The following is a 22429-nucleotide window of genomic DNA, read 5'->3' as shown; positions in this document are numbered from 1 at the left end:
ATCGGCTCCCGGTTGGTTTGGCTGATGCGTTACGGCTTCGCCTCCACGCATCCTACGATGACATTCTTCTTTGCCGAATGACCGGCTCGGCGTACCCGGCCGTAGGATGCGTGGAGCGGTAGCGCAACGCATCGGCTCCCGGTTGGTTTGGCTGATGCGTTGCGGCTTCGCCTTCACGCATCCTACGGGTGCTACGCGGACGGTTTTCGCGAGTCCCGAGTCCCGAGTCCCGAGTCCCGAGTGTGCAATCTCTTCATCGCCTCCCCCGGCTTGCCTCCGAGAAGGTCCGGCAAGGCGTCCGCGGCGCGTTCCACGGCTTCCAGGATGGCTTTTTCGTCCTCGGCGGGGGCGCGGCCCAGTACCCAGGGGGTTACGGCCTCCTTGATGCCGGGGTGGCCGATGCCGATGCGCACGCGCCAGAAATTCTGGTTGCCGAGGTGGCTGAACATGCTCCGCAGGCCGTTGTGCCCGCCGTGGCCGCCGCCCTGCTTGAGCTTGACGGTGCCCGGCGGCAGGTCGAGATCGTCGTAGGCAACGACAACCCGCTCGGGCGACACGTCGAAGTAGTCGGCCGCGGCCCGCACGGCCTGGCCCGATTCGTTCATGAAGGTATCGGGGCGCAGAAAGACGCAGTCGGCGCCGGCAAACGGCGTCTTAGCCGCCTCGCCGTGCAGCTTGCGGTTGGGCTTGAGGCCCAGCGGCTGCGCGCGATCCAGGGCATCCAGAAACCAGAACCCGGCATTGTGCCGGGTTCTTTCGTACTTGGCGCCCGGGTTGCCCAGGCCGACGATCAGCCAGCGATCGCTCACTCTTTCTTGTCGTCGTCGCCTTCGGCCTTCTTGTCGTCGCCTTCCTCGCCTTCGGACTCTTCGCCCTCGGCTTCGGCCTCGGCTTCTTCTTCGTCGCCGATGGTTTCGACTTCGGCGGCCTCACCCATGGCGGCATCGGCCTCGGCGGCCATTTCGCCCGTACCCTGGCCGGCACGGATGAACAGGGCCGTGACGAGCGAGTAGTCGTGCTCTTCGCCTTCGTACTCGAGAATCGGCAGGATCACGCCTTCGGGCAGCTTGATGTCGCTGAGCATGACGCTCTCGCCCGGCTCGAGCTTGGAAAGATCCACTTCCAGGTACTCGGGCAGGTTCTTCGGCAGCGCCTCGATTTCGACTTCGACCACCTGGTGGGAGATGACCACCCCACCCTTCTTGCCGGCCGGCGACTGCTCTTCGTTGGTGAAGTGCAGCGGCACGTGCATGCGGATCTCGTGATCGTCGGACACGCGCAGGAAGTCGGCGTGGGTCAGCAGCGGCTTGAAGGGATGGCGCTGCAGGTCACGCAGGACGACGGCCTGCTTCTTCTTGCCAACGTTGAGCTCGATGATGGAGGAGTGAAACGCCTCTTCCTCGGCTTCGTGCAGCAGGAAGTCGTGATCGATGGTGATGGAGGCAGGCTCGCGGTCACCGCCGTACACCACGGCGGGGATCCGACCCGCACGGCGCAGGCGGCGGCTCGCACCTTTCCCCACGTCCGTACGCATTTCTGCCGGAATCTTGTATTTCTTCGACATGACGGTTGTCTCGTTTTCGGGTTGAAGTACCGGCAGCCCGCGACCAGGCCGCCGGAGGAAGCCGCCCATTATAGCGCCCTTCGAGCTGCTGCAAAAGCCCTGTGTTGCGGTGGACGGTGGACGGTGGACGGTGGACGGTGGACGGTGGACGGTGGACGGTGGACGGAGGGCGGAGTGCGTAGGATGCGTGGAGGCGCAGCCGCAACGCATCAGCCAATCCGTCCGGGAGCCGATGCGTTGCGCTGGCGCTCCACGCATCCTACGAATGGCGGCTTCAACTTGTGGGTGAGGTGCACGGCTCTCGCCATTCGCCGGTGTCGGCCCAGCGCTCGAGCGCGGCCAGCCATGGGGCGATGTCGAGGCCTTCGGCGGCCAGCCAGTCGTCGTTGAAGTAGGTGTCGGAATAGCGCTCGCCGCCGTCGCACAGGAGGCTGACGACGCTGCCCCGCTCTTCTCGCGCGCGCATTTCCGACAGCAGGCGGATGACGCCGATGAGGTTGGTGCCGGTCGAGCCGCCGCAGCGACGGCCCAGCCAGTCTTCGAGAAAGCGGATGGCGGCCATCGAGGCGGCGTCGGGCACGCGCTCCATGCGGTCGACCAGCGACGGCAGGAAGCTCGGTTCGACCCGCGGCCGGCCAATGCCCTCGATGCGGGAGGCGCGGTCGGTGGTCACGCCGCAGTCACGGCTCTCCCAGAAATCGGCGAAAACCGAGTTCTCCGGATCGACCACGCACAGCTCGGTCGGGCAGCCGGCGAAGCAGCGGTAGCGCATGTAGCGGCCGATGGTCGCCGCCGTGCCGCCGGTACCGGCCGAGACGACGACCCAGCGCGGGTGCGGCTGGGGCTCGAGCGCCATCTGGGCGAACAGGGACTCGGCGATGTTGTTGTTGCCGCGCCAGTCGGTGGCGCGCTCGGCGTAGGTGAACTGGTCCATGTAGTGCCCGCCCAGCTCGCGCGCCAGGCGCTGGGATTCGGCGTAGATGGCGCCGGGCGCCACCAGCTGCGATTCGCCGCCGTAGAAAGCGATCTTGGCGATCTTCTCGCGCGAAGTGCCCTCGGGCATCACGGCGATGAAGCGAAGCCCCAGCAGGCGGGCGAAGTAGGCCTCCGACACGGCCGTCGAACCGCTGCTGGCCTCGATGATCGGGGTGTCGGGCACGATCCAGCCGTTCGACAGGCCGTACAGGAACAGCGAGCGCGCCAGGCGGTGCTTGAGGCTGCCGGTGGGGTGAATGGACTCGTCTTTCAGGTAGATCTGCCAGCCCTGCCAGGCATCGGGCATGTCCACCCGGATCAGGTGCGTGTCGGAGGATCGATTGAAATCGGCCTCGATGGCCCGGATCGCCTCGGCGACCCAGCGGCAGCGATTGGTCGACATGGCGGCCACGGCAGGATTGGGACTGTGTCGATGATACCGCGGTGGCGTTGAAACCTTCCTGCTAGAATCACGGTCTGAATAGGCAGTTACACCCACCCCAATCGAGGATCAACGCCCAAATGAGCGAGAACCTTCGTGCACAGACAATCAGCCGCGGCCAGTCGGTCGAGATGGACGACAATGCCCGCCGCGTGCTGCGCAACACCTGGAACCTGCTGGCCCTGACGCTTTTGTTCAGCGCCGGCGTGGCGGCCGTTTCCATGATCAACAACTGGCCGCATCCGGGCCTGCTGATCACCCTGGCCGGCTACTTCGGGCTGCTGTTTCTGACCCAGGCACTGCGCAACTCCGCCTGGGGCATTCTCAGCACCTTTGCCCTGACCGGCTTCATGGGCCTGACCGTCGGCCCGATCGTCAACGCCTACACGACCATGTTCAGCAACGGCGACCAGCTCGTCATTGCCGCCATGGGCTCGACCGGCGTGGCCTTCATCGGCCTGTCGGGTTTCGCCATGGTGACCAAGAAGGACTTCAGCTTCATGGGTCCGATGCTGTTCGTGGGCATCCTGGTGGCGTTCGTCGCCGGCCTGGTCGCCTATTTCTTCAGCATGCCGGCCCTGAGCCTGGCGGTGAGCGGCATGTTCGCCCTGCTGATGTGCGGGCTGATTCTCTACCAGACGCAGCAGATCGTTCGCGGCGGCGAGACTAACTACATCATGGCCACGGTCACGCTGTTCGTGTCCATCTACAACCTGTTCCTGAGCCTGCTGCACCTGTTCGGATTCTTCTTCGGCGAGGAATAGCCGACGGGCGGCAAGCCCCTGCCCTGTCGAGACCCCGGCCACTGTGCCGGGGTCTTTTGTTTCAGGAGGCAGGATTCAGGAGTCAGAGGGTGGCAATCGGGGGGAATCGCGCAGGTCGCGGTCACGACGCCAGCCAGTTCTCCACCGCCAGGTCGGAGACACGGCGAAACTCGCGTTCGTTGTCGGTAACGAGCACGGCACCGAGCGCCAGGGCATGGGCGGCGATCCAGAGGTCGTTGGCGCCGATTGGCATGCCGCGGGACTCCAGGGCCGCCCTCACCTCGCCGTAGTGAATCGCGACGTCAGCGCTCATCGTCACCGGACGCAGCCCCTCCAGGACACCCAGCAATCGCTCGCGGTTTGACGCCCTGTGCTGGCTCTTCTCAACGCCCGTGAGCAGTTCGCCCAGAACGATGGGAGAGATCAGGATATTCGAGGCATCGATCGTCTCGAGCCGATCCCGGACAGGGCGCCGGCCCTTGACGGCGGCAATCAGGATGTTGGTATCGAGCAGGTACTTCGCCACGCTCAATCATCCCAGTCGGGCGCTTGCTCCGGAACCCGATCCTCGGGCGCCTCGATATCGATCGGATCCTTCCACAGCGGCGCGAATACCTCGGCTGCCTTGAGAGATTTCTGAGAGGAAAGCCGGGCCACGGCCCGACCACGACGGGTGATGACAACTTCCTCGCCTGCTTCCACGGCCTTGAGCAATTCCGAGAAGTGTGCCTTGGCTTCTGCGACGGGAACGGTGCGCATGGCAGCCTCCAGATGACCAACTGGTCATATTATATCACCGGCAAGCCGAGCGACGACGGCGTAGGTCGCGGTTGCATCCGCGGCGGACGACATACCGGGCCCGTTCACGCGTAAACCACGCGTACACCGACCCGAATCCTCGTCGGCGCGTAACTGGATGGCGGGGGTCGTGGGATGCGTGGAGCGGTAGCGCAATGCATCGGTGTCTGGATGGCGTGGCTGATGCGTTGCGGCTGCGCCTCCACGCATCCTACGATTGGTTGGTCGTCGGTGCGGGACCTGCACGGCGCTGAAAGGCGGCGTAGGATGTGTGGAGCGGTAGCGCAACGCATCGGCTCCCATATGGCGTGTCTGATGCGTTGCGGCTTCGCCTCCACGCATCCTAAGGTGCTGCGGTGCCTGGAATCGACGGGGTCAGGCCGGCGGGCAGTCGGATGCGGCTTCGCCGGCGGCGAATTCGAATGCGGCGATTTCGCCATCCTGGGTGAATATCTCCAGGAAACGCCCGTACTGAACCTGGTCGCCTCGCTCCAGGCGCGGCCCGACCAGGCCCGCAAGGCACATCAAGCGGCCTTCCAGCGCTTCCTGCGCCTGCAGCAACTCGCCGGCCCGCTCCTGGTCTCCCCGCGCCAACGCGCGCTCGCGTGTCAGTGTGAAGCCCAGGTTCTGCAGCAGCAGGGTGCTCGAATCGAGCATGCGCGTGGCAAGGCGCTGGCAGGCCTGCTCGAGCGCCTGATCATCTTCGTCGATTTGTCGGCAGGGTTCGATCATGGGATCGAGGTCCAGGTAGCCGGAGATTACCCCGACCTGCATGGCGGTCACGATGTCCGACAAGCCCGACGGGGCTTCCCGCGGCCCATCCTGGAGGGCGCGAAACCAGAGCTGGGCCTCCAGCCCGACGTTCGACTCGAGCGACTCGGCTTCGATCAACACGTTTCGGAAGTCGGCTGAGCCCGGTTGGTGGAAAAACCTCAGAATCAGCGGATTGCCGCCGGCGTGTTGCCGGACGGCTTCGGGCAGGCCGGCCTCGCGGCATTCAGAAAGAATCTCGAGGCGGCTGCAGCCCTGCGCCAGAAAGTAAAGCACCGCTGACGAAGGATGTTCGTCGACCAGTGAGCGGACCTGGTCGAGATACTCGCCCTGATCGATCTCGCCGAGCTCGTAGGTGTGCCGGGCCAGGTATGACCAGCCGGCGGCGCGCATTTCCGGATCCGGCTGCTGGGCCATCCAGCGCGCGATCTTCGCATAGCTTTCGAAGTCCGAGCCCTCGGATGCCTGGCCCATCACCGGGCCTGAGACGAGGGCAGCCAGAACACAGACGAGGATTAGATACCGAGGCATAAGCCAACCAACGTGTGTAAACCCATAATGAGCCTATCAAAAATGCGGGCCGTGGTCGCGAGGCGGGTTCGTTGCGTTGGAGGAGTGGCGGGTTAGCGCCGTGCATCGACTCCCGATAGGCGTGGCTGATGCGTTACGGCTGCGCCTCCACGCATCCTACGGATGGTGGGTGGTCGGTGCGAGGGCTGCGCGCCGCTGGGTGGCGGATCGTAGGATGTGTGGAGCGGTAGCGGAACGCATCGGCTCCCGGTTGGTTTGGCTGATGCGTTACGGCTTCGCCTTCACGCATCCTACGATTGGCGGGCGGTCGGTGCGAGGGCTGCGCGCCGCTGGGTGGCGGGTCGTAGGATGTGTGGAGCGGTAGCGCAACGCATCGGCTCCCGGTTGGTGTGGCTGATGCGTTACGGCTGCGCCTTCACGCATCCTACGATGCCTGGAATCGATGGGGTCAGGCCGCCGGGCAGTTGGATGCGGCTTCGCCGGCGGCGAATTCCAGGGCGGCGATTTCGCCGGCGTTGCGGAAAACCTCGAGGAACCGGCGCTGGCCGTCAGCTTCGCCGGACAGCGTTTCCTGGGCCGAATCGGAGCGGGCCAAACAGGCGGCCCGGTCCATCATGGCCTGCTGTTGCTGCTCGAGCCGGGAAACCAGCTCCGTGTCGGTGTTCTGCTCTGCCCGGGTGCGCGCCATGGCGTAGCCCATGCTGTGCCAGAAGAGGGTCGGGCCGGATTCCTGCAGTCGCGATGCCAGTCTCTGGCAGGCAGCGTCGAGACCGGCGTTCTCGGCTTCTCCGGCGGCCTCGCAGCGTTCCAGCATGGGCTGTAGAACCGGGTGCGACCACGCCATGGCAATCGACAGGGCCGCGACCAGTTCCTGCCCGGCCAGTTCTTCGGGCACTTCGGCTGACTGCAACGCTTCGAACCAGGCGGCGGTTCGTTCGACCCAGTAGTCGTTGACATGCGTGGCCGATACGATTGTCTCTTTAAAGGCCTGCGAGTCCGGTTCCTGGAAAAGCCCGAGCGCGATCGCGTTGCCCGCGTCGAGACGCTTGATCGCTTCGAGCACGCCGGCCTCGCGGCAGGCTTCGATCATCGCCCGCTCGTGGCAGGTGTGCGCGATCGAATACACGGCCGCTGCCGTCGGGTCTTGCGTCAGAAGCCGTTCGACCTCTGCAATAAAACGATCGCCCCCGAGCGCGTCGGTTTCCCTGCCAGCCAGCATTGCCAGGCCCATCGCACGCATTTCGACATCGTCGTGCTGCACCATCCACTGCGCAACGCGGGCGTGCAGTTCATCTCGTTCCACAGGTGCGGCGTTCTGGCCGATGGCATGAGAAGCCAGCATGCACAGCAGGCCGAAAAGAAGGGGAACTCGGATCATGGGGTGTCTCCAACGCCTTGGATTTCACCCACCTTACCAAACGGCTGATGCGTTACGGCTGCGCCTTCACGCATCCTACGATTGGCGGGTGGTCGGTTCGGGTGCTGCACCCCGCTGGATGGCGGATCGTAGGATGTGTGGAGCGGTAGCGGAACGCATCGGCTCCCGGTTGGTTTGGCTGATGCGTTGCGGCTGCGCCTTCACGCATCCTACGAGTGGCTTGCGGTTGGCTTGGAGGGCTGAACGGCGCCGGGTGGGCTGGTCGTAGGATGTGTGGAGCGGTAGCGGAACGCATCGGCTCCCGGTTGGTTTAGCTGATGCGTTGCGGCTTCGCCTTCACGCATCCTACGGATGGCGGGTGGTCGGTGCGAGGGCTGCGCGCCGCTGGGTGGCGGATCGTAGGATGTGTGGAGCGGTAGCGGAACGCATCGGCTCCCGGTTGGTTTGGCTGATGCGTTACGGCTGCGCCTTCACGCATCCTACGGGTGGCTGGCGATTGGTTTGGGGGCTGCACGCCGCTGGATGGCGGGGTCGTAGGATGTGTGGAGCGGTAGCGGAACGCATCAGCTCCCGGTTGGTTTGGCTGATGCGTTGCGGCTTCGCCTTCACGCATCCTACGGTTTTAGGTGGCCGGGCGTTGACGGCGGGTTGGGGTCAGCTGTGGTGGTGGCGGCGTCTGGGGATGAGGCTGTCGAGGAGGAGGAGGATGACGCCGATGACGATCGCGGAGTCGGCCAGGTTGAAGGCGGGCCAGTGCCAGCCGGCGTAGTGGACGTCGATGAAGTCGACGACGTAGCCGAAGCGGATGCGGTCGACGAGGTTGCCGATGGCGCCGCCGATGACCAGGGCCAGAGCGCTGGGCAGCAGTCTCGCGCGGTGCGGCAGGCGCCACAGCCAGACCAGCAGCACGGCGACGATGATCACCGCCACGATCGACAGGAACCAGCGCTGCCAGCCGCCGCCGCTGGCCAGGAAGCTGAAGGCCGCTCCGGTGTTGTGCGCCAGGGTGAAGTTCAGCCAGGAGAACACGACGTTGGGGCGGTAGAGCTCGAGGTGCTCCATGGCCAGCTGCTTGGTATAGAGATCGAGCAGGACGATGACGACTGACAGCAGCAGCCAGAGTCCGTATCGACCGGGTCGCATCGGCAGCACGGCGCTATCCCCAGTGCCGGGTCTCGCCCGGGCTTTCGACGTTTTCGACGCAGCGGCTACACAGCTCAGGGTGCTTGTCGTCGCTGCCGACGGAATCACGGTGGTGCCAGCAGCGCACGCACTTGGCGTGGTCGGTGGGCTTGACCGCGAGCTTGAGCGTGTCGCCGTCGATCTCGGCGGTTTCCATCGGCTCGGCGACCGGTGCGAGGTGCACGTCCGAGGAGATGAAGAAGAAGCGCAGCTCGTCGCCGACGGCCTCGAGTTCTTCGGCCAGCTTGCCGGAGGCTTCCAGGGTGATCTCGGCCGCGAGGGAGGCGCCGATGGTCTTGTCGCGCCGCAGCTGCTCGAGCCAGGGGCCGACGACCTCGCGCACCTTGCGCAGGCGCTGCATTCGATCGCGCGCCGCCTCGTCGCCCGTTTCCAGGCCTTCGTACCAGGTGGCGAGCATGACCGTTTCGTTGCGGTCTCCGGGCATCTCCTTCCAGATTTCCTCGGCGGTGAAGCAGCACACCGGCGCGAGCCAGCGCACCAGAGCCTCGAGGATGTGGTGCATCGCCGTCTGCGCCGAGCGGCGCGCCGGGTGGTCGGCGGGCAGGGTGTAGAGCCGGTCCTTGATGATGTCGAGGTAGAACGCGCCCATGTCGACCGAGCAGAAGTGGTGCACGCCCTGGTAGATGTTGAGGTAGCGGTAGTTGCGGTAGGCGTCGGTCACCTCGTTCTGCAGCCGGGCGGCCATGTCGACGGCGTAGCGGTCGAGCGGCAGCAGTTCGTCCATCGGGCGGGCGTGCTGGTCCGGATCGAAGTCGTGCAGGTTGCCGAGCAGAAAGCGCGCGGTGTTGCGAATGCGCCGGTAGGCGTCGGCCACGCGCTTGAGGATCTCGTCGGAGACGCTCATCTCCTGGCGGTAGTCGGCGGCGGCCACCCACAGGCGCAGGATGTCGGCGCCGAGGGTCTTCATGACCTGCTGCGGGGCAACGACATTGCCCTGCGATTTCGACATCTTCTTGCCCTCGGCATCGACGGTGAAGCCGTGGGTAAGCACCTGTTCGTAGGGCGCGATGCCGTGCATGGCCACCGAGGTCAGCAGCGATGACTGGAACCAGCCGCGGTGCTGGTCGGAGCCTTCCAGGTAGATGTCGGCCGGACGCTTGAGTTCGCTGCGCTGATCGAGCACGCAGTGGTGCGTCACGCCCGAGTCGAACCAGACGTCGAGAATATCGGGCACGGGTTCGTACTTCTCGCCATCCACGCCCAGGCGCTCGGCGATATCGTCGGCATACCAGGCATCGACGCCGTCGGACTCGACGATGTCGGCGAACTTGCGCAGCAGCCCGGACGTGTCCGGGTGCGGCTGCTGGCTGTCGCGGTCGATGAAGAAGCCCAGTGGGACGCCCCAGGTGCGCTGGCGCGAAATGCACCAGTCCGGGCGCGACTCGATCATGCCGCGGATGCGCGCCTGACCCCAGTCGGGCACCCAGCGCACCTTGTCGATGGCCTCGAGCGCGTCACGGCGCAGGCCGGCCTGGTCCATGGCGATGAACCACTGCGGCGTGGTGCGGAAGGCGGTGGGCGTCTTGTGGCGCCAGCAGTGCGGGTAGCTGTGGCCGAAGTCCTCGGCGGCCAGCAGCGTGCCGTTGGTGCGCATGTGTTCGACCAGCATGGCGTTGGCCTTCCACACGTGCTCGCCGCCGACCACGGGCGTCTCGTCGACGAACAGGCCGCGCCCGTCGATGGGGTTGACCACCGGCAGGTCGTAGACGAGGCCGACGTCGAAGTCTTCCTGGCCGTGGCCGGGCGCGGTATGGACCGCACCGGTACCGGTTTCGGTGGTGACGTGCTCGCCCAGGATTGTCGGCACGTCGTAATCGCGGAAGGGATGCTTGAGCCTCAGGTGCTCGAGGCTGGCGCCCTTGACGGTGCCCAGCACCTCGACCTTTTCCAGGCCGATGCGCTCGCAGACGGACTCGCGCAGCTCGCTGGCAACCACCAGGTCGCGCTGCACGCCTTCGCGCTGGCCGCGCACCAGGTCGTAGTCCAGCTCGGCGTTCAGGCACACCGCCTGGTTGGCCGGGATGGTCCAGGGCGTGGTCGTCCAGATGACGATGCCGGCATCGGCGGCCAGGTCGGTCACGCCGAAAAGCTTGCCGAGTGCGTCGACATCGACGGCCGGAAACAGCACGTCGACGGCCGTGGAGGTCTTGTCCTGGTACTCGATCTCGGCCTCCGCCAATGCAGAGCTGCAGTCGAAGCACCAGTGCACCGGCTTGACGCCGCGCTTGAGGTGGCCGCGCTCGACGATCTGCGAGAGCGCGCGCAGCATGTCGGCCTCGTAGCTGAAGTCCTTGGTGGCGTAGGGGTTATCCCAGTCGCCCAGCCCGCCCAGGCGCTTGAAGTCTTCGCGCTGGTTGTCGATCTGCTTCTCGGCGTACTCGCGGCACTTCTGCCGAAACGTGGCGGCATCGACCTTCTGCCCGACCTTGCCCACCTTCTTCTCGACCTGCAGCTCGATCGGCAGCCCATGGCAGTCCCAGCCCGGCACGTAGGGCGCGCGGTAGCCGGCCAGCAGCGCGCTGCGCACGACGAAGTCCTTGAGGATCTTGTTGACCGCATGCCCGATGTGGATGTCGCCGTTGGCGTACGGCGGGCCGTCGTGCAGCACGAAGGTCTCGCGCCCTTTGGTCGCTTCCTGGATGCGCTCGTAGAGGCCGTCGGCGTACCACTGCTCGAGCATGTTGGGCTCGCGTTGGGCCAATGACGCCTTCATCGGGAAGGAGGTTTTGGGGAGGTTGATGGTTTCTTTGTAGTCCACAGGTTTCAGGGTTCAGGGTTCAGGGTTCAGGGTTCAGGAATTCGGTTTACGGTTTACGGTTTACGGTTTACGGTTTACGGGTTCCGGGTTCCGGGTTCCGGGTTCCGGGAATTCTCAATGACCAAAACTCCTCCGGTCGCCCGAAGCGGGTTTCGATCATTGAAAATTGAACATTGAGATTTGTTTGTAAATTGGAGTTTGATCATTGGTCATTCGCGCTCAAGCGCGTTCCTCGCCTTGTCAGCATCCTTCTTCATCTGTTCGGTCATCGCCTCGAGGCTGTCGAAGTGGGCTTCCTTGCGGATGAACTCGACGAATTCGACTTCCAGGTGTTTGCCGTACAGGTCGCCATCGTAATCGAACAGGTGCACTTCCAGCAGCCAGTCGGTGCCGCCGAGGACGGGGCGGTGGCCGAGGCTGGCCACACCCGGCTGTGCGACCAGGCCGTCGCCGGATACGCGCACGGCCAGGATTCCGGTCAAAGCCGGCGGCAGCGGCGGGCGGATATTGACGGTGGGGAAACCCAGGTCGCGGCCGAGCGCGCGGCCGCGCAGGACGCGGCCGGAGATGCGGTAGGGGCGCCCCAGCAGGCGCTCGGCCTCGGCCAGGTCGCCCTCGAACAGGGCCGTGCGCACGCGGGTCGAGGAAATCCGCTCTTCGTCGTCGGTGACCGCCTCGACACGCTCGACCAAGAAGCCGTAGCGCCCGCCCAGCTTCTCCAGCATGGCCACGTCGCCGGCGGCGCGTGAACCGAAGCGGAAATCGGCGCCGACGACCACCCGTTCGGCGCGCGCACAGCGCACCAGCACGTCGCGCACGAATCGCTCCGGGCTCTGTCGAGCGAACGCCGCGTTGAAGCGCAGCATGAACATCACGTCCAGCCCGAAGTCCTGCACCAGGCGCATCTTGTCGCGCACGTTGAGCAGACGCGGCTGCGGCTCGTCGGGCTTGAAGAAGGTTGCCGGCAGCGGCTCGAAGCACATCAGCGCGGGCGCAAGCTTGCCCGCGCCCTCACGGGCGGCGTCGATCAGCGCCTGGTGACCGCGGTGAAGACCGTCGAAATTACCCACCGCCACCGAAGTTGCGGGGAGCCTGTCGCGGTCGGGATTGAAGTATCGGACGAGTCGCATGGCAAGCAGCGGATTCTACCGGGTTTTGTCGATCGGAGCGCGCATTTCAGTCCTCGTCCCGGCCTTCGACCCTGGCCGGCCGCAGCAGGTGGCGGGGGCGCAGGCCGGTGGCCAGCAGAACCAGCGCGTAGGATGCCGCGGCGGCAACGATCACCAGGCCGATCATGCCCGTGCGCCAGCCGGTGCCCGCATCCAGCCAGCGCGCCACTTCCGGCTGCAGCAGCAGGATCACCAGGGCCATGACGGCACAGCCTGCAAGCGCCTGCCCCACGCGGCGCCACGGCAGGCGCGGCGCCAGGGACTGGTGGCGCAGGCCGCGCCACAGCAGCGAGGCGTTGATCCAGCCCGACACGCTCGACGCCAGGGCCAGCCCGGCGTGGGCGCCCGGGTGCGCGGCAAGCATGGCGAAAAATCCGCCACCCCGGTCGCCGCCGGCCAGCCACAGGGCGATGGCCACCACGAACACGACGTTGAGGCCCATATTGGCCACCAGCGCGATGATCGCCACCTTGACGGGCGTCCTGGCGTCCTGGCGCGAGAAGTAGGCCGGGGCCAGGATCTTGACGCCGATGAAGGCCGGCAGACCCAGGCAATAGGCCAGCAGAGCGGCCGCCGCCATGGCGGCGTCGTGGGGGGTGAATGCGCCGTGCTGGAACAGGGTGATGACCAGCGGCTCGGCCACCATGGCCAGGCCGACCGCCGCCGGAAGCGCGATCAGCAAACCCAGCGTCACGGCCCAGTCGAGCGTGGCCCGGAATTCCTCGCGCCCGTCTCGCGCATGCAGCGACGACAGCGTGGGCAGGATGACCACCGACAGCGCCACGCCGAACATGCCCAGCGGAAACTCCATCAGGCGGTCGCCGTAGTAGAGCCAGGCGAGCGAACCCGAGGCGAGCAGCGAGGCGAAGAAGACGTCGAACAGCAAGCTGACCTGGGCGACGGACGAGCCGAACAGGGTCGGCACCATCAGCTTCATGATGCGCCGCACCCCGGGATGCCGGAAATCGGGCCGCGGCAGCGGCAGCACATCGTGGCGGGCGAGCACGGGCAGCTGAACGAGCAGCTGCAGTACACCGGCGATCAGCACGCCCCAGGCCAGGGCCTTGATCGGCTCGGCGAACATGGGGCTGATCGCCACCGCCGCGGTGATCAGCGAGATGTTGAGCAACGCCGGCGTCAGCGCCGGCAGCGCGAAACGCCCGAGCGTGTTGAGAATCCCGCCGGCCAGGGCCGTCAGGGCGATGAACAGCAGGTAGGGGAAGGTCACCCGCAGCATGTCGGCGGCCAGCGCGAACTTCTCCGGGTCGTCGAGAAAACCGGGCGCGAAGATGGTGACCACCCAGGGCGCGGCCAGCATGCCCAGGGCGGTCACCACCAGCAGCACCGCCATCAGGCTGCCGGCGGTGGCGTCGATCAGGGACTTGAGCTGCGCGTGGTCGTGCTTCTCGCGATATTCGTTGAGCACCGGCACGAAGGCCAGCGAGAACGACCCCTCGGCGAACAGCCGGCGCAGGAAATTGGGAATCTTGAAGGCGAAGACAAACGCATCCATCGCCGGCCCCGCCCCGAACCAGCGCGCGAAGACCACGTCGCGCACGAAGCCGAGGATGCGTGAGATGAGGGTCATGGTGCTGAAGCTGAATAGGCTCCGGAGTAGGCTCATGGCTTCACGGCCCTGTTGCGCGCTACGGATCGGGACTCGGGACTCGGGACTCGGGACTCGCGGCTTGATCGGGCAGTGGGGATCCTAGCGAGTGCCCTGCGATCCGAATTGCTTTTGGCAAAGATCGAAGGAAACCTTCCAGCTTTCAGGCGACGCCGGCCCGTCAGTAGCCAGTCCCGAGTCCCGAGTCCCGAGTCCCGTTCCAACGCTTGACTCACAGCGCCGTTCATCCGATAATTGCCGGCTTGATTAAACACTGACTGCATTTCCAGGAGATTCAACGTGGCCAATAGCGTATCCGCCCGCAAGCGTGCCCGCCAGGCTGAGAAGAACCGGCAGCATAACGCCTCGCAGCGCTCGCACGTGCGCACCCAGATCAAGCGCGTGCTGCGCGCCATCGAGTCGGGCGACAAGGCCGCTGCCGAACAAGCCTACAAGACGGCTGTTCCCGCCATCGACCGTGCCGTGTCGAAGGGCATCATGCACGCCAACAAGGCCGCCCGCCACAAGTCGCGACTGAACCAGCACGTCCGCGATCTGGGCTGAGGCAGCCCCGCCCGGCCTTCCGGGTACAGCAAGAACACGAAAGAGCCGCGCCATCGAGCGCGGCTTTTTCATGCCTGGATCCAGACGCTACCAGCCCTGAACACCCTCGAGGTCTTCCGGGAAGCTCAGGCGGTAGCCGACGGTCAGTTCCAGGTCGTCGCCGGCCGGGACTTCCCGGTCCCAGGCCAGCACGCCCGGGCGCTCGTCGACGTCGCGGCGGTCGGGAGCCGTCGTGCCATCGGTCAGCGACACCTCGATGCGCTCGTCGCGCGAGACGGGCATGGCGTCGAACACCGTCAGGTCGATCGGGCGCGAGTGGCCGTTGCTCACGCTGATGCGGTGCACGCGCGTGAGGACGCTGGACTTGCGCAGCATGCCTTCGGTGGAACGGTCGTCGCGGACGAGTTCGTACTCGACGCTGATGCGGTCGTCCACGCCGAAGCTCGAAGCGAGTTCCCCGCCCGGCGCCACGCCGCCGAAGCGCGTCTGCCCGACCAGGGTGCCGTCCTGGTAGAGCGTGGCCGACCCGGGCGGCAGCGCCAGTTCGCCTTCCCATTTGCCTTCGGCGTACAGCCAGGCCGTGGCCTGGTAACGCGGGACGGCGCGGGCGCTGAGCGCCACGTCCACCTCGTGCTCGTCGAGCCGGAAACGGTGCGGCTGGTTGTCGGCGGCGACACTGGCGCGACCGGGCACGCGGTAGGCCTGGGTGTATTCGTTGCCGACCAGCTCGGCGCCGTCCCATTGCGCCTCGGCTTGGGGTGCGGCGGCAAATTCCATTTCGCTGCGCTGAACCCGGCTGCCCGTTACCTGGACCCGGTCGAGTTCCCCCTCCTTCTGCTCGGGCCGGGGCTCGATCACGTCGATCCACCACGGTGAGACCTCGGGCAGGCGCCCGCCGGCCGAGGGCCGCGACAGCGACAGCTCGAGATCGGCCTCGGTCCAGTCCTCGCCGGTACGCTGGCGCACCTCGGCGAACTGGACGATCCGCAGCTCGTCGGCTTCGGTATCCAGCCGCCACTCGTAAACCGGCCGCCAGCCGGCGCCGCCGACGGTGTACTCGATGGTGAACTCGGCCGTGCCGGCCGAACCACTGTCGTAGGCGAGGCTCAGGCGCAGCGTGTCCTGCTGCTGCTGGCCCAGGTCGGCCAGCTCCTGCTCCAGGCGATCGATCTCCTCGGTCAGCTCGCGCCGCTGCAGGCTCAGCGCCCGGCGCGCCGACAGCACTTCTTCGGCGCCGCTGCCGACCGTCTGCAGGGCATCGCTCCAACCGTCGACGGCGAGCTTCTCGTCGCCCTGCCCGGCACCGCTGGCGAGCGAACGCAGCAGGTTGAGCTGCAGCTCGCGCGCCTCGACCTCGTCGTCGATGCCGTCGCGCTCGTCGCGCAGGGTTTGCAGGCGGCGCTCCAGTTCGCGCGCCCGCTCGCTGACGCGCTCGCTGCCGCGCACGGGCTCAAGCTGGTAGGCGCCGAGCCGCAACCCGTCCGGGCCGTTGGCGGATATTCGCAGGCTGTCACGTGAAAGGCCGGTCGGCAGGTCCGACTGGACCAGTTCGCCGGTGCCGGACTCGACGCTCATCTCGATCACGCGGGTGACTGTCGCCCGGTCGGGGAAGACAGTGACGGACTCAATCTCGGCCGAGGCCGGAGTCAGCCAGCCGAGGGCGGCAATCAGGGAAACGGGCAAGGACAGTTTGTTGAACATCGATGTTCTCCGGATGAAGTGACACCCCAAACAACGTGCGACTGCCAATCAGGGGGTTAAGGAAACGCCAGGCAGCTCATTCGTCGACGGACGTCGCCGATTCGTGCGCGTCGTCGCTGCGCTGATCTTCAAGATACCCCATCACGTTGCCGGTGAGCTTGTCCAGCCCCTTCCCGGCAACTGAAGAGACCGCGAACCAGGGCGCGCGCCAGTCAAGCTTGTCGATGATCTCCGCGGCGGTGTCGCGCGCGAGTTCCTCGTCGAGCTGATCGATCTTGGTCATCACCAGCCAGCGCTCGCGCCCGGCCAGGGCCTCGTCGAAGCGCGCCAGCTCGCGCTCGAGCGCGCGCACCTGGTCGACCGGATCACTGCCGTCGACCGGCGCGATCTCCACCAGGTGCAGCAACAGGCCGGTGCGCTGCAGGTGCTTGAGAAACTGGATACCCAGCCCGGCGCCTTCGGCCGCGCCCTCGATCAGGCCGGGAATATCGGCGATCACGAACGAGCGTCCGGGCTCGAGGCTGACGACCCCCAGGTTGGGGTGCAGGGTGGTAAACGGGTAGTCGGCCACCTTGGGCCGGGCCGCGGAAACGGCGCTGATCAGGGTCGACTTGCCGGCGTTGGGGAAACCGAGCAGGCCGACGTCGGCCAGGACCTTGAGCTCCAGGTGCAGGCCGCGCTCCTCGCCCGGCGTGCCCGGCGTGGACTGGCGCGGCGTGCGATTGGTGGACGACTTGAAGCGCGTGTTGCCCCGGCCGCCGTAGCCGCCGCGGGCGACCAGCAGGCGCTGGCCGTGGTCGAGCACTTCGCCGATCAGCTCGTCGGTTTCGGCAGCGCGCACGATGGTGCCCAACGGCACCCGCACGATGACGTCCTCGGCCGACTTGCCGGTGCACTGCCGTCCCGCACCGGGCTGGCCGTTCTTCGCCTTGAACTGCCTCGCGTGCCGGAAATCGGCCAGGGTATTGAGCCCCGAGTCGCCCTCCAGCCAGACATCGCCGCCATCACCGCCGTCACCGCCGTCGGGACCGCCCTTGGGAATGTACTTCTCGCGCCGAAAACTGACACAGCCGTGCCCGCCGTTACCGGCCGTGACACGAATGGAGGCTTCATCAACGAATTTCATAACGGAATTCTAGCTGGAAAAGAGAGAAACCACCGAAGGCACCGAATACACCGAAGAAGAACAGATCCCATCACGAAGCGCAGTCTCATTTCGAGTCGCGTTACAGCGCCCCAGTAACAACTGGCCCCGTTCCTGTTTTTTCGGTGGATTCGGTGTCTTCGGTGGTTCCTTCGTTTGGAGGGAACACGTCTCATCGTCAGATTCGTGCCGCCTGACACGAAAAAGCCCCGCACGAAGGCGGGGCCGTCTCGGCATCCGGTTTGGAGCGGAGTGCGAGTCTTTTCGCTGGTTCGTCGCTTACTCGGCCGGTTCGACCGTGACGAACTTGCGCACGGGCTTGCCGCGTTGTTCGAACTTGACCTTGCCGTCGGACAGCGCGAACAGGGTGTGGTCGCGGCCTACGCCGACGTTGTTACCGGCGTGGAAGCGCGTGCCGCGCTGGCGAACCAGGATGTTGCCGGCCAGGACGGCTTCGCCGCCGTAGCGCTTGACGCCCAGGTACTTCGGATTTGAATCGCGGCCGTTACGAGTGGAGCCGCCTGCCTTTTTATGAGCCATTGCTTAGCCCTCGATTCCGGTGATCTTGATTTCGGTGTAGTACTGGCGGTGACCCATCTGCTTCATGTGGTGCTTGCGCCGCTTGAACTTGATGATCCGAATCTTCTCGCCGCGGCCGTGGTCCACCACCTCGGCGGTCACCTTGCCGCCATCGACCGTCGGCGTGCCGACGCGAACGTCTTCGCCTTCGCCGACCATCAGAACGTGGTCGATCTCGACCTTGGAGCCCTTCTCGGCCTCCAGCTTTTCAACGCGCAGAACGTCGCCTTCAGAGGCCCGGTACTGCTTTCCGCCGGTGGTAAATACCGCGTACATGGATGAATCTCCGCAAGAACTCGCCAGTAAAGAGCGGGAATTCTACAGGACGACCCCGCTCTCGTCAACGCACCCGGCACTGGGTCGCCGCCTTCTCGGGCCGGGCGAAAGTGGAACCGCAGATGAACGCAGATGAACGCAGATTTTTGGGTTCCCCTACGCCAGAGAGATTGCATCTGCAGTGACCGGCGGCACGGGGTGTGGTTCAGGAGCCCTTAATATCAGTATGGTAGATCTGCGTTGATCGGCGTTCATCTGCGGTTTCGCAAATCCACCCGACCGACTGTCTGCTGAATTCGGCGTTTCGCTTTGCGCTGATCACGCGCGGCGCGATATATTAGCAGGCTTGTCTTTGATTTATGGCCTTTTGCAATGAAGTCGATCAGCGTTCGCGGCGCGCGCACCCACAACCTGGCCAATGTCGATGTCGAGTTGCCCCGCGACCGGCTGATCGTGTTCACCGGTCTTTCCGGTTCGGGCAAGTCCTCGCTGGCCTTCGACACGATCTACGCCGAGGGCCAGCGGCGCTACGTCGAGTCGCTGTCGGCCTACGCCCGGCAGTTCCTGTCGATGATGGAAAAACCGGATGTCGACAGCATCGAGGGGCTTTCGCCCGCGATTTCGATCGAGCAGAAGGCGGCCAGCCACAACCCGCGCTCGACCGTCGGCACGGTGACCGAGATCCACGACTACCTGCGCCTGATGTACGCCCGTGTCGGAACGCCGCGCTGCCCGGACCACGGCGAAGAGCTCGACGCCCAGACCGTCTCTGAGATGGTCGACACGGTGCTCAACCTGCCCGAGGGCAGCAAGCTGATGCTGCTCGCGCCCATCGTGCGCAACCGCAAGGGTGAGCACCTGCAGGTGCTGCAGGAGTTGCGCGCCCAGGGCTTCGTCCGCGCCCGCGTCAACGGCACGGTGATCGATCTCGACGACGAGCTGCCGAAGCTCGAACTCAGGCGGAAGCACACCATCGAGGCGGTGGTCGATCGCTTCCGCGTTCGTCCCGACCTGGCCCAGCGCCTGGCCGAGAGTTTCGAAACCGCGCTGGCGCTAGCCGACGGCCTGGCCCTGGTCGCGCCGATGCCGAGCCGGGACGCCGACCCGGAAAGCGACGACGAAGCGATCGAGGAGATGCTCTTCTCGGCCCGCTACGCCTGCCCGGTGTGCGATTACAGCCTGCCCGAGCTCGAGCCGCGGATGTTCTCGTTCAACAACCCCAACGGGGCCTGCGAGACCTGCGACGGCCTGGGCGTGAAGCAGTACTTCGATCCCGACCGGGTGGTGGCCAACCGCGAGCTGTCGCTGGCCGGCGGTGCGATCCGCGGCTGGGATCGGCGCAACGCCTACTACTTCCAGCTGATCCAGTCGCTGGCCAAGCACTACGGCTTCGATATCGAGACCCCCTTCGGCGAGCTGCCGGAGAAGCTGCAGGAGATCATCCTGTTCGGCAGCGGCCAGGAAAAGATCGCCTTCCGCTACCTGTCCGAGCGCGGCACGCAGTCGCGCAAGCACCCCTTCGTGGGCATCATTCCGAACCTGGAAAAACGCTACCGGGAAACCGACTCGCGCATCGTGCGCGAGGAGCTGTCGCGCTATATCTCGACGCGCGCCTGCCCCGAGTGCCACGGCCAGCGCCTGGGCCGCGCCGCACGCCACGTCTACATTGCCGACATGTCGCTGCCGGAGATCTCGAGCTGGTCGGTCGAGCGCTGCCTGGATTTCTTCAACCGGGTCGAACTGGCCGGCTGGCGCGGCGAGATCGCCGGGCGGATTCTCAAGGAAGTGCGCGAGCGCCTCCACTTCCTGGTCAACGTCGGCCTGGACTACCTCACCCTCGACCGCCAGGCCGACACCCTCTCGGGCGGGGAAGCCCAGCGCATCCGACTGGCCAGCCAGATCGGCGCCGGCCTGGTGGGCGTGATGTACGTGCTCGACGAACCGTCGATCGGCCTGCACCAGCGCGACAACGCGCGCCTGCTCGAGACCCTGTTCCGGCTGCGCGACCTGGGCAACACCGTGATCGTGGTCGAGCACGACGAGGAAGCCATTCGCTCGGCCGATCACGTGGTCGACATCGGCCCCGGCCCCGGCGTGCACGGCGGCCGCATCGTCTACAACGGCTCACCCGAGGGCCTGATCGACTGCGAGGGCTCGCTGACCGGCGACTACCTGTCGGGCCGCAGGGAAATCGCGGTGCCGAAACAGCGCAACAAGCCCGACCGCAAGCGCCTGTTCCGGCTGGAGGGCGCGACCGGCAACAACCTCAAGTCGGTCGACCTCGAGCTTCCGGCCGGCCGCTTCGTTTGCGTGACCGGCGTGTCGGGCTCGGGCAAGTCGACCCTGATCAACGACACGCTCTACAAGCTGCTCGCACGCGAACTCAACGGCGCCTCGGGGACGCCCGCGCCGCACAAGGGGCACTCGGGGCTGGATCTCTACGACAAGGTGGTCGACATCGACCAGAGCCCGATCGGACGCACGCCGCGCTCGAACCCGGCCACCTATACCGGCATGTTCACGCCCATTCGCGAACTGTTCGCCGGGACCCAGGAAGCCCGCACTCGCGGCTACAAGCCGGGCCGCTTCTCCTTCAACGTCAAGGGCGGCCGCTGCGAGGCCTGCCAGGGCGACGGCGTGATCCGCGTCGAGATGCATTTCCTGCCCGACATCTTCGTGCCCTGCGACGTCTGCCAGGGCAAGCGCTACAACCGCGAGACCCTGTCGGTCACCTACAAGGGCAAGAGCATTCGCGAAGTGCTCGAGATGACGGTCGAGGACGCCCTCGCCTTCTTCGAGCCCGTACCGGCGGTGGCGCGCAAGCTGCAGACCCTGATGGACGTGGGCCTGTCCTACATCACGCTCGGGCAGTCGGCGACCACCCTGTCCGGCGGCGAGGCCCAGCGCATCAAGCTCGCGCGCGAGCTGTCCAAGCGCGACACGGGCAACACGCTCTACATCCTCGACGAGCCGACGACGGGCCTGCACTTCCACGATATCAAGCACCTGCTCGAAGTCCTGCACCGCCTCAGGGACGAGGGCAACACGGTGGTCGTCATCGAGCACAACCTGGACGTGATCAAGACCGCCGACTGGATCGTCGACCTCGGCCCCGAGGGCGGCGAACGCGGCGGCCGGATCATTGCCACGGGCACGCCCGAGGAAATCGCCCGCACCGACGGTTCGTGGACCGGGGAGTATCTGGCGGATGTACTGGGCGTTAAACGAAAGCGAAAGAAGTCAGCTTGACGAGACGATCTAGCTCTTAATGACCAAGTACCAAATTCCAATTTTCAAACAAGGACCAATGATCAAATAATCAATGATCGAAACCGCACCGGCCATGTTTGGTGCATTGAAAATTGGTCATTGGGATTTATTTGTAAATTGGTGCTTGATCATTGTAAATTCCGGCCCTTCGGCCGGCCCAGCGCTACAATCGACCACAACACCAACCGGAAGCCCCCAATGTCCGAATTCAAGATCGAGCTCCCCGTCCGCTGGGGCGACATGGATTCTTTCGGCCACGTCAGCAACGTGGTCTACCTGCGCTATGTCGAGGATTGTCGGGCGCAGTGGATGGAGTCGGTGCCGAGTCATTGGCAGGACGGCGAAACCGGGCCGGTGGTTGCCAACATCAGCATCAACTTCCGGCGGCCGATCTACTGGCCCCAGACGATCGAGGTCACGCTCAAGCCGCTCTCACCGGGCCGTTCGAGTATCAAGCTCGAGCACGAGATCCGGTCGGTGGCGGAGAAGGACGGCGAGCCGACGGTGTACGCCGACGCCACCTGCACCCTGGTGTGGATCGACAAGACGAAGGGCGAGCCCGTGCCGCTGCCCAACTGCATCCGCGAGCTCGGGAACTGAGTTAGCTGAACTCCAGGCCGAGCTTGATGACGTCGTCGTCGACTTCGTCCATCCAGCGGATCTCGGCCGCCTGTAGTCCCAGGTTGGCCACCTGGACCACGCAGCGCGATCCTTTCTCGACCGAGCGGATCGGCCCGCGCGTGAGGACCACGACGCGCAGGCCGCCGCGCGATTCCTCGCACACCAGCCCGGCGGTCTCGGGCTCGAAGACTTCTTCGCTTGGCGTCGTGTTGGAGAACTGGAGAAGGACGATCTCCGTCTCGTCGGGCGGGTAACGCAGATAGCGCCTGCGATCGTCGTGCTGCGCCTGTTCCATGACGAACCTCCTGGCATCGG

20 protein-coding genes are annotated in these 22429 nt (G+C 65.7%); 4 read left to right on the top strand and 16 right to left on the bottom strand.

Annotated features, from left to right (window positions below; genetic code table 11):
* Nucleotides 1-191: 191 nt before the first annotated feature.
* The 3 genes from pth to ACDC67_RS06525 form a co-directional block, all read right to left on the bottom strand.
* Nucleotides 192-809, bottom strand: a complete 618-nt coding sequence (pth, locus tag ACDC67_RS06535; protein ID WP_376691629.1) for an aminoacyl-tRNA hydrolase — start codon at nucleotides 807-809, stop codon at nucleotides 192-194.
* A complete protein-coding gene (locus tag ACDC67_RS06530) occupies nucleotides 806-1564 on the bottom strand; it encodes a 50S ribosomal protein L25/general stress protein Ctc (RefSeq protein WP_376691627.1) in 759 nt (252 codons plus the stop codon). The genes pth and ACDC67_RS06530 overlap by 4 nt, the downstream gene beginning before the upstream one ends.
* Nucleotides 1565-1838: 274 nt before the next feature.
* On the bottom strand, nucleotides 1839-2942 hold the full coding sequence (locus ACDC67_RS06525) for a PLP-dependent cysteine synthase family protein (RefSeq protein WP_376691626.1): 1104 nt from the start codon (nucleotides 2940-2942) through the stop codon (nucleotides 1839-1841).
* A gap of 119 nt (nucleotides 2943-3061) precedes the next feature.
* Here ACDC67_RS06525 and ACDC67_RS06520 point away from each other — a divergent pair, with 119 nt between their 5' ends.
* Nucleotides 3062-3745, top strand: a complete 684-nt coding sequence (locus ACDC67_RS06520) for a Bax inhibitor-1/YccA family protein (RefSeq protein ID WP_376691624.1) — start codon at nucleotides 3062-3064, stop codon at nucleotides 3743-3745.
* A 121-nt stretch (nucleotides 3746-3866) separates the two neighbouring features.
* Here ACDC67_RS06520 and ACDC67_RS06515 read toward each other — a convergent pair whose 3' ends face one another.
* From ACDC67_RS06515 to murJ, 8 genes are all read right to left on the bottom strand, one after another.
* Nucleotides 3867-4271, bottom strand: a complete 405-nt coding sequence (locus ACDC67_RS06515) for a PIN domain-containing protein (protein WP_376691623.1) — start codon at nucleotides 4269-4271, stop codon at nucleotides 3867-3869.
* Between the two features lie 2 nt (nucleotides 4272-4273).
* On the bottom strand, nucleotides 4274-4504 hold the full coding sequence (locus ACDC67_RS06510; RefSeq protein ID WP_376691620.1) for a type II toxin-antitoxin system Phd/YefM family antitoxin: 231 nt from the start codon (nucleotides 4502-4504) through the stop codon (nucleotides 4274-4276).
* A 414-nt stretch (nucleotides 4505-4918) separates the two neighbouring features.
* On the bottom strand, nucleotides 4919-5788 hold the full coding sequence (locus tag ACDC67_RS06505) for a hypothetical protein (protein WP_376691618.1): 870 nt from the start codon (nucleotides 5786-5788) through the stop codon (nucleotides 4919-4921).
* Between the two features lie 505 nt (nucleotides 5789-6293).
* Complete coding sequence (locus ACDC67_RS06500; protein ID WP_376691616.1) at nucleotides 6294-7223, bottom strand: hypothetical protein; 930 nt, start codon at nucleotides 7221-7223, stop codon at nucleotides 6294-6296.
* Between the two features lie 654 nt (nucleotides 7224-7877).
* On the bottom strand, nucleotides 7878-8366 hold the full coding sequence (lspA, locus tag ACDC67_RS06495; RefSeq protein WP_376691644.1) for a signal peptidase II: 489 nt from the start codon (nucleotides 8364-8366) through the stop codon (nucleotides 7878-7880).
* A 13-nt stretch (nucleotides 8367-8379) separates the two neighbouring features.
* The gene (gene ileS / locus ACDC67_RS06490) at nucleotides 8380-11139 is read right to left on the bottom strand and encodes an isoleucine--tRNA ligase (RefSeq protein ID WP_376691615.1); all 2760 of its coding nucleotides are present in this window, start codon (nucleotides 11137-11139) and stop codon (nucleotides 8380-8382) included.
* A gap of 254 nt (nucleotides 11140-11393) precedes the next feature.
* Complete coding sequence (locus ACDC67_RS06485) at nucleotides 11394-12314, bottom strand: bifunctional riboflavin kinase/FAD synthetase (protein ID WP_376691614.1); 921 nt, start codon at nucleotides 12312-12314, stop codon at nucleotides 11394-11396.
* Nucleotides 12315-12360: 46 nt separating this feature from the next.
* Nucleotides 12361-13977 carry a murein biosynthesis integral membrane protein MurJ gene (gene murJ, locus ACDC67_RS06480; RefSeq protein ID WP_376691613.1) on the bottom strand — a complete coding sequence of 539 codons (1617 nt, stop codon included), beginning with the start codon at nucleotides 13975-13977 and terminating at the stop codon, nucleotides 12361-12363.
* Between the two features lie 282 nt (nucleotides 13978-14259).
* On the opposite strand from murJ, the gene rpsT reads away from it, so the two are divergent.
* A complete protein-coding gene (gene rpsT, locus ACDC67_RS06475; RefSeq protein WP_376691612.1) occupies nucleotides 14260-14523 on the top strand; it encodes a 30S ribosomal protein S20 in 264 nt (87 codons plus the stop codon).
* 87 nt (nucleotides 14524-14610) lie between these two features.
* On the opposite strand, the gene ACDC67_RS06470 is transcribed toward rpsT, so the two are convergent.
* The 4 genes from ACDC67_RS06470 to rplU form a co-directional block, all read right to left on the bottom strand.
* A complete protein-coding gene (locus ACDC67_RS06470; RefSeq protein WP_376691611.1) occupies nucleotides 14611-16224 on the bottom strand; it encodes a mucoidy inhibitor MuiA family protein in 1614 nt (537 codons plus the stop codon).
* Nucleotides 16225-16300: 76 nt separating this feature from the next.
* A complete protein-coding gene (gene cgtA / locus ACDC67_RS06465; RefSeq protein ID WP_376691609.1) occupies nucleotides 16301-17350 on the bottom strand; it encodes an Obg family GTPase CgtA in 1050 nt (349 codons plus the stop codon).
* Between the two features lie 297 nt (nucleotides 17351-17647).
* Complete coding sequence (gene rpmA / locus ACDC67_RS06460) at nucleotides 17648-17908, bottom strand: 50S ribosomal protein L27 (protein ID WP_376691607.1); 261 nt, start codon at nucleotides 17906-17908, stop codon at nucleotides 17648-17650.
* A 3-nt stretch (nucleotides 17909-17911) separates the two neighbouring features.
* Nucleotides 17912-18223 (bottom strand): 50S ribosomal protein L21, encoded by a 312-nt coding sequence (gene rplU / locus ACDC67_RS06455; RefSeq protein WP_376691606.1) that lies wholly within the window; start codon nucleotides 18221-18223, stop codon nucleotides 17912-17914.
* A gap of 372 nt (nucleotides 18224-18595) precedes the next feature.
* On the opposite strand from rplU, the gene uvrA reads away from it, so the two are divergent.
* Nucleotides 18596-21472 carry an excinuclease ABC subunit UvrA gene (gene uvrA, locus ACDC67_RS06450; RefSeq protein WP_376691605.1) on the top strand — a complete coding sequence of 959 codons (2877 nt, stop codon included), beginning with the start codon at nucleotides 18596-18598 and terminating at the stop codon, nucleotides 21470-21472.
* Between the two features lie 219 nt (nucleotides 21473-21691).
* A complete protein-coding gene (locus tag ACDC67_RS06445) occupies nucleotides 21692-22093 on the top strand; it encodes an acyl-CoA thioesterase (RefSeq protein ID WP_376691603.1) in 402 nt (133 codons plus the stop codon).
* Between the two features lies 1 nt (nucleotide 22094).
* On the opposite strand, the gene ACDC67_RS06440 is transcribed toward ACDC67_RS06445, so the two are convergent.
* Complete coding sequence (locus ACDC67_RS06440) at nucleotides 22095-22409, bottom strand: hypothetical protein (RefSeq protein WP_376691601.1); 315 nt, start codon at nucleotides 22407-22409, stop codon at nucleotides 22095-22097.
* Nucleotides 22410-22429: the final 20 nt, after the last annotated feature.

Origin of the sequence: Wenzhouxiangella indolica, from assembly GCF_042310355.1 — a bacterium.
Taxonomy (GTDB): Bacteria; Pseudomonadota; Gammaproteobacteria; order Xanthomonadales; family Wenzhouxiangellaceae; genus Wenzhouxiangella.
Note: the sequence above shows the minus strand (reverse complement) of the source record. Positions and strands in the feature narration are given on the sequence as shown.

Excerpts from the sequence above, each read along its gene's own strand:
- ACDC67_RS06530 (WP_376691627.1), bottom strand. The coding sequence starts at position 1,564 with ATGTCGAAGAAATACAAGATTCCGGCAGAAATGCGTACGGACGTGGGG.
- rplU (WP_376691606.1), bottom strand. The coding sequence starts at position 18,223 with ATGTACGCGGTATTTACCACCGGCGGAAAGCAGTACCGGGCCTCTGAA.
- ACDC67_RS06505 (WP_376691618.1), bottom strand. The coding sequence starts at position 5,788 with ATGGGCCAGGCATCCGAGGGCTCGGACTTCGAAAGCTATGCGAAGATC.
- ACDC67_RS06520 (WP_376691624.1), top strand. The coding sequence starts at position 3,062 with ATGAGCGAGAACCTTCGTGCACAGACAATCAGCCGCGGCCAGTCGGTC.
- lspA (WP_376691644.1), bottom strand. The coding sequence starts at position 8,366 with ATGCGACCCGGTCGATACGGACTCTGGCTGCTGCTGTCAGTCGTCATC.
- ACDC67_RS06485 (WP_376691614.1), bottom strand. The coding sequence starts at position 12,314 with ATGCGACTCGTCCGATACTTCAATCCCGACCGCGACAGGCTCCCCGCA.
- ACDC67_RS06500 (WP_376691616.1), bottom strand. The coding sequence starts at position 7,223 with ATGATCCGAGTTCCCCTTCTTTTCGGCCTGCTGTGCATGCTGGCTTCT.
- cgtA (WP_376691609.1), bottom strand. The coding sequence starts at position 17,350 with ATGAAATTCGTTGATGAAGCCTCCATTCGTGTCACGGCCGGTAACGGC.
- ileS (WP_376691615.1), bottom strand. The coding sequence starts at position 11,139 with ATGAAGGCGTCATTGGCCCAACGCGAGCCCAACATGCTCGAGCAGTGG.
- murJ (WP_376691613.1), bottom strand. The coding sequence starts at position 13,977 with ATGAGCCTACTCCGGAGCCTATTCAGCTTCAGCACCATGACCCTCATC.
- ACDC67_RS06440 (WP_376691601.1), bottom strand. The coding sequence starts at position 22,409 with ATGGAACAGGCGCAGCACGACGATCGCAGGCGCTATCTGCGTTACCCG.
- rpmA (WP_376691607.1), bottom strand. The coding sequence starts at position 17,908 with ATGGCTCATAAAAAGGCAGGCGGCTCCACTCGTAACGGCCGCGATTCA.
- ACDC67_RS06510 (WP_376691620.1), bottom strand. The coding sequence starts at position 4,504 with ATGCGCACCGTTCCCGTCGCAGAAGCCAAGGCACACTTCTCGGAATTG.
- ACDC67_RS06470 (WP_376691611.1), bottom strand. The coding sequence starts at position 16,224 with ATGTTCAACAAACTGTCCTTGCCCGTTTCCCTGATTGCCGCCCTCGGC.
- ACDC67_RS06445 (WP_376691603.1), top strand. The coding sequence starts at position 21,692 with ATGTCCGAATTCAAGATCGAGCTCCCCGTCCGCTGGGGCGACATGGAT.
- uvrA (WP_376691605.1), top strand. The coding sequence starts at position 18,596 with ATGAAGTCGATCAGCGTTCGCGGCGCGCGCACCCACAACCTGGCCAAT.
- ACDC67_RS06525 (WP_376691626.1), bottom strand. The coding sequence starts at position 2,942 with ATGTCGACCAATCGCTGCCGCTGGGTCGCCGAGGCGATCCGGGCCATC.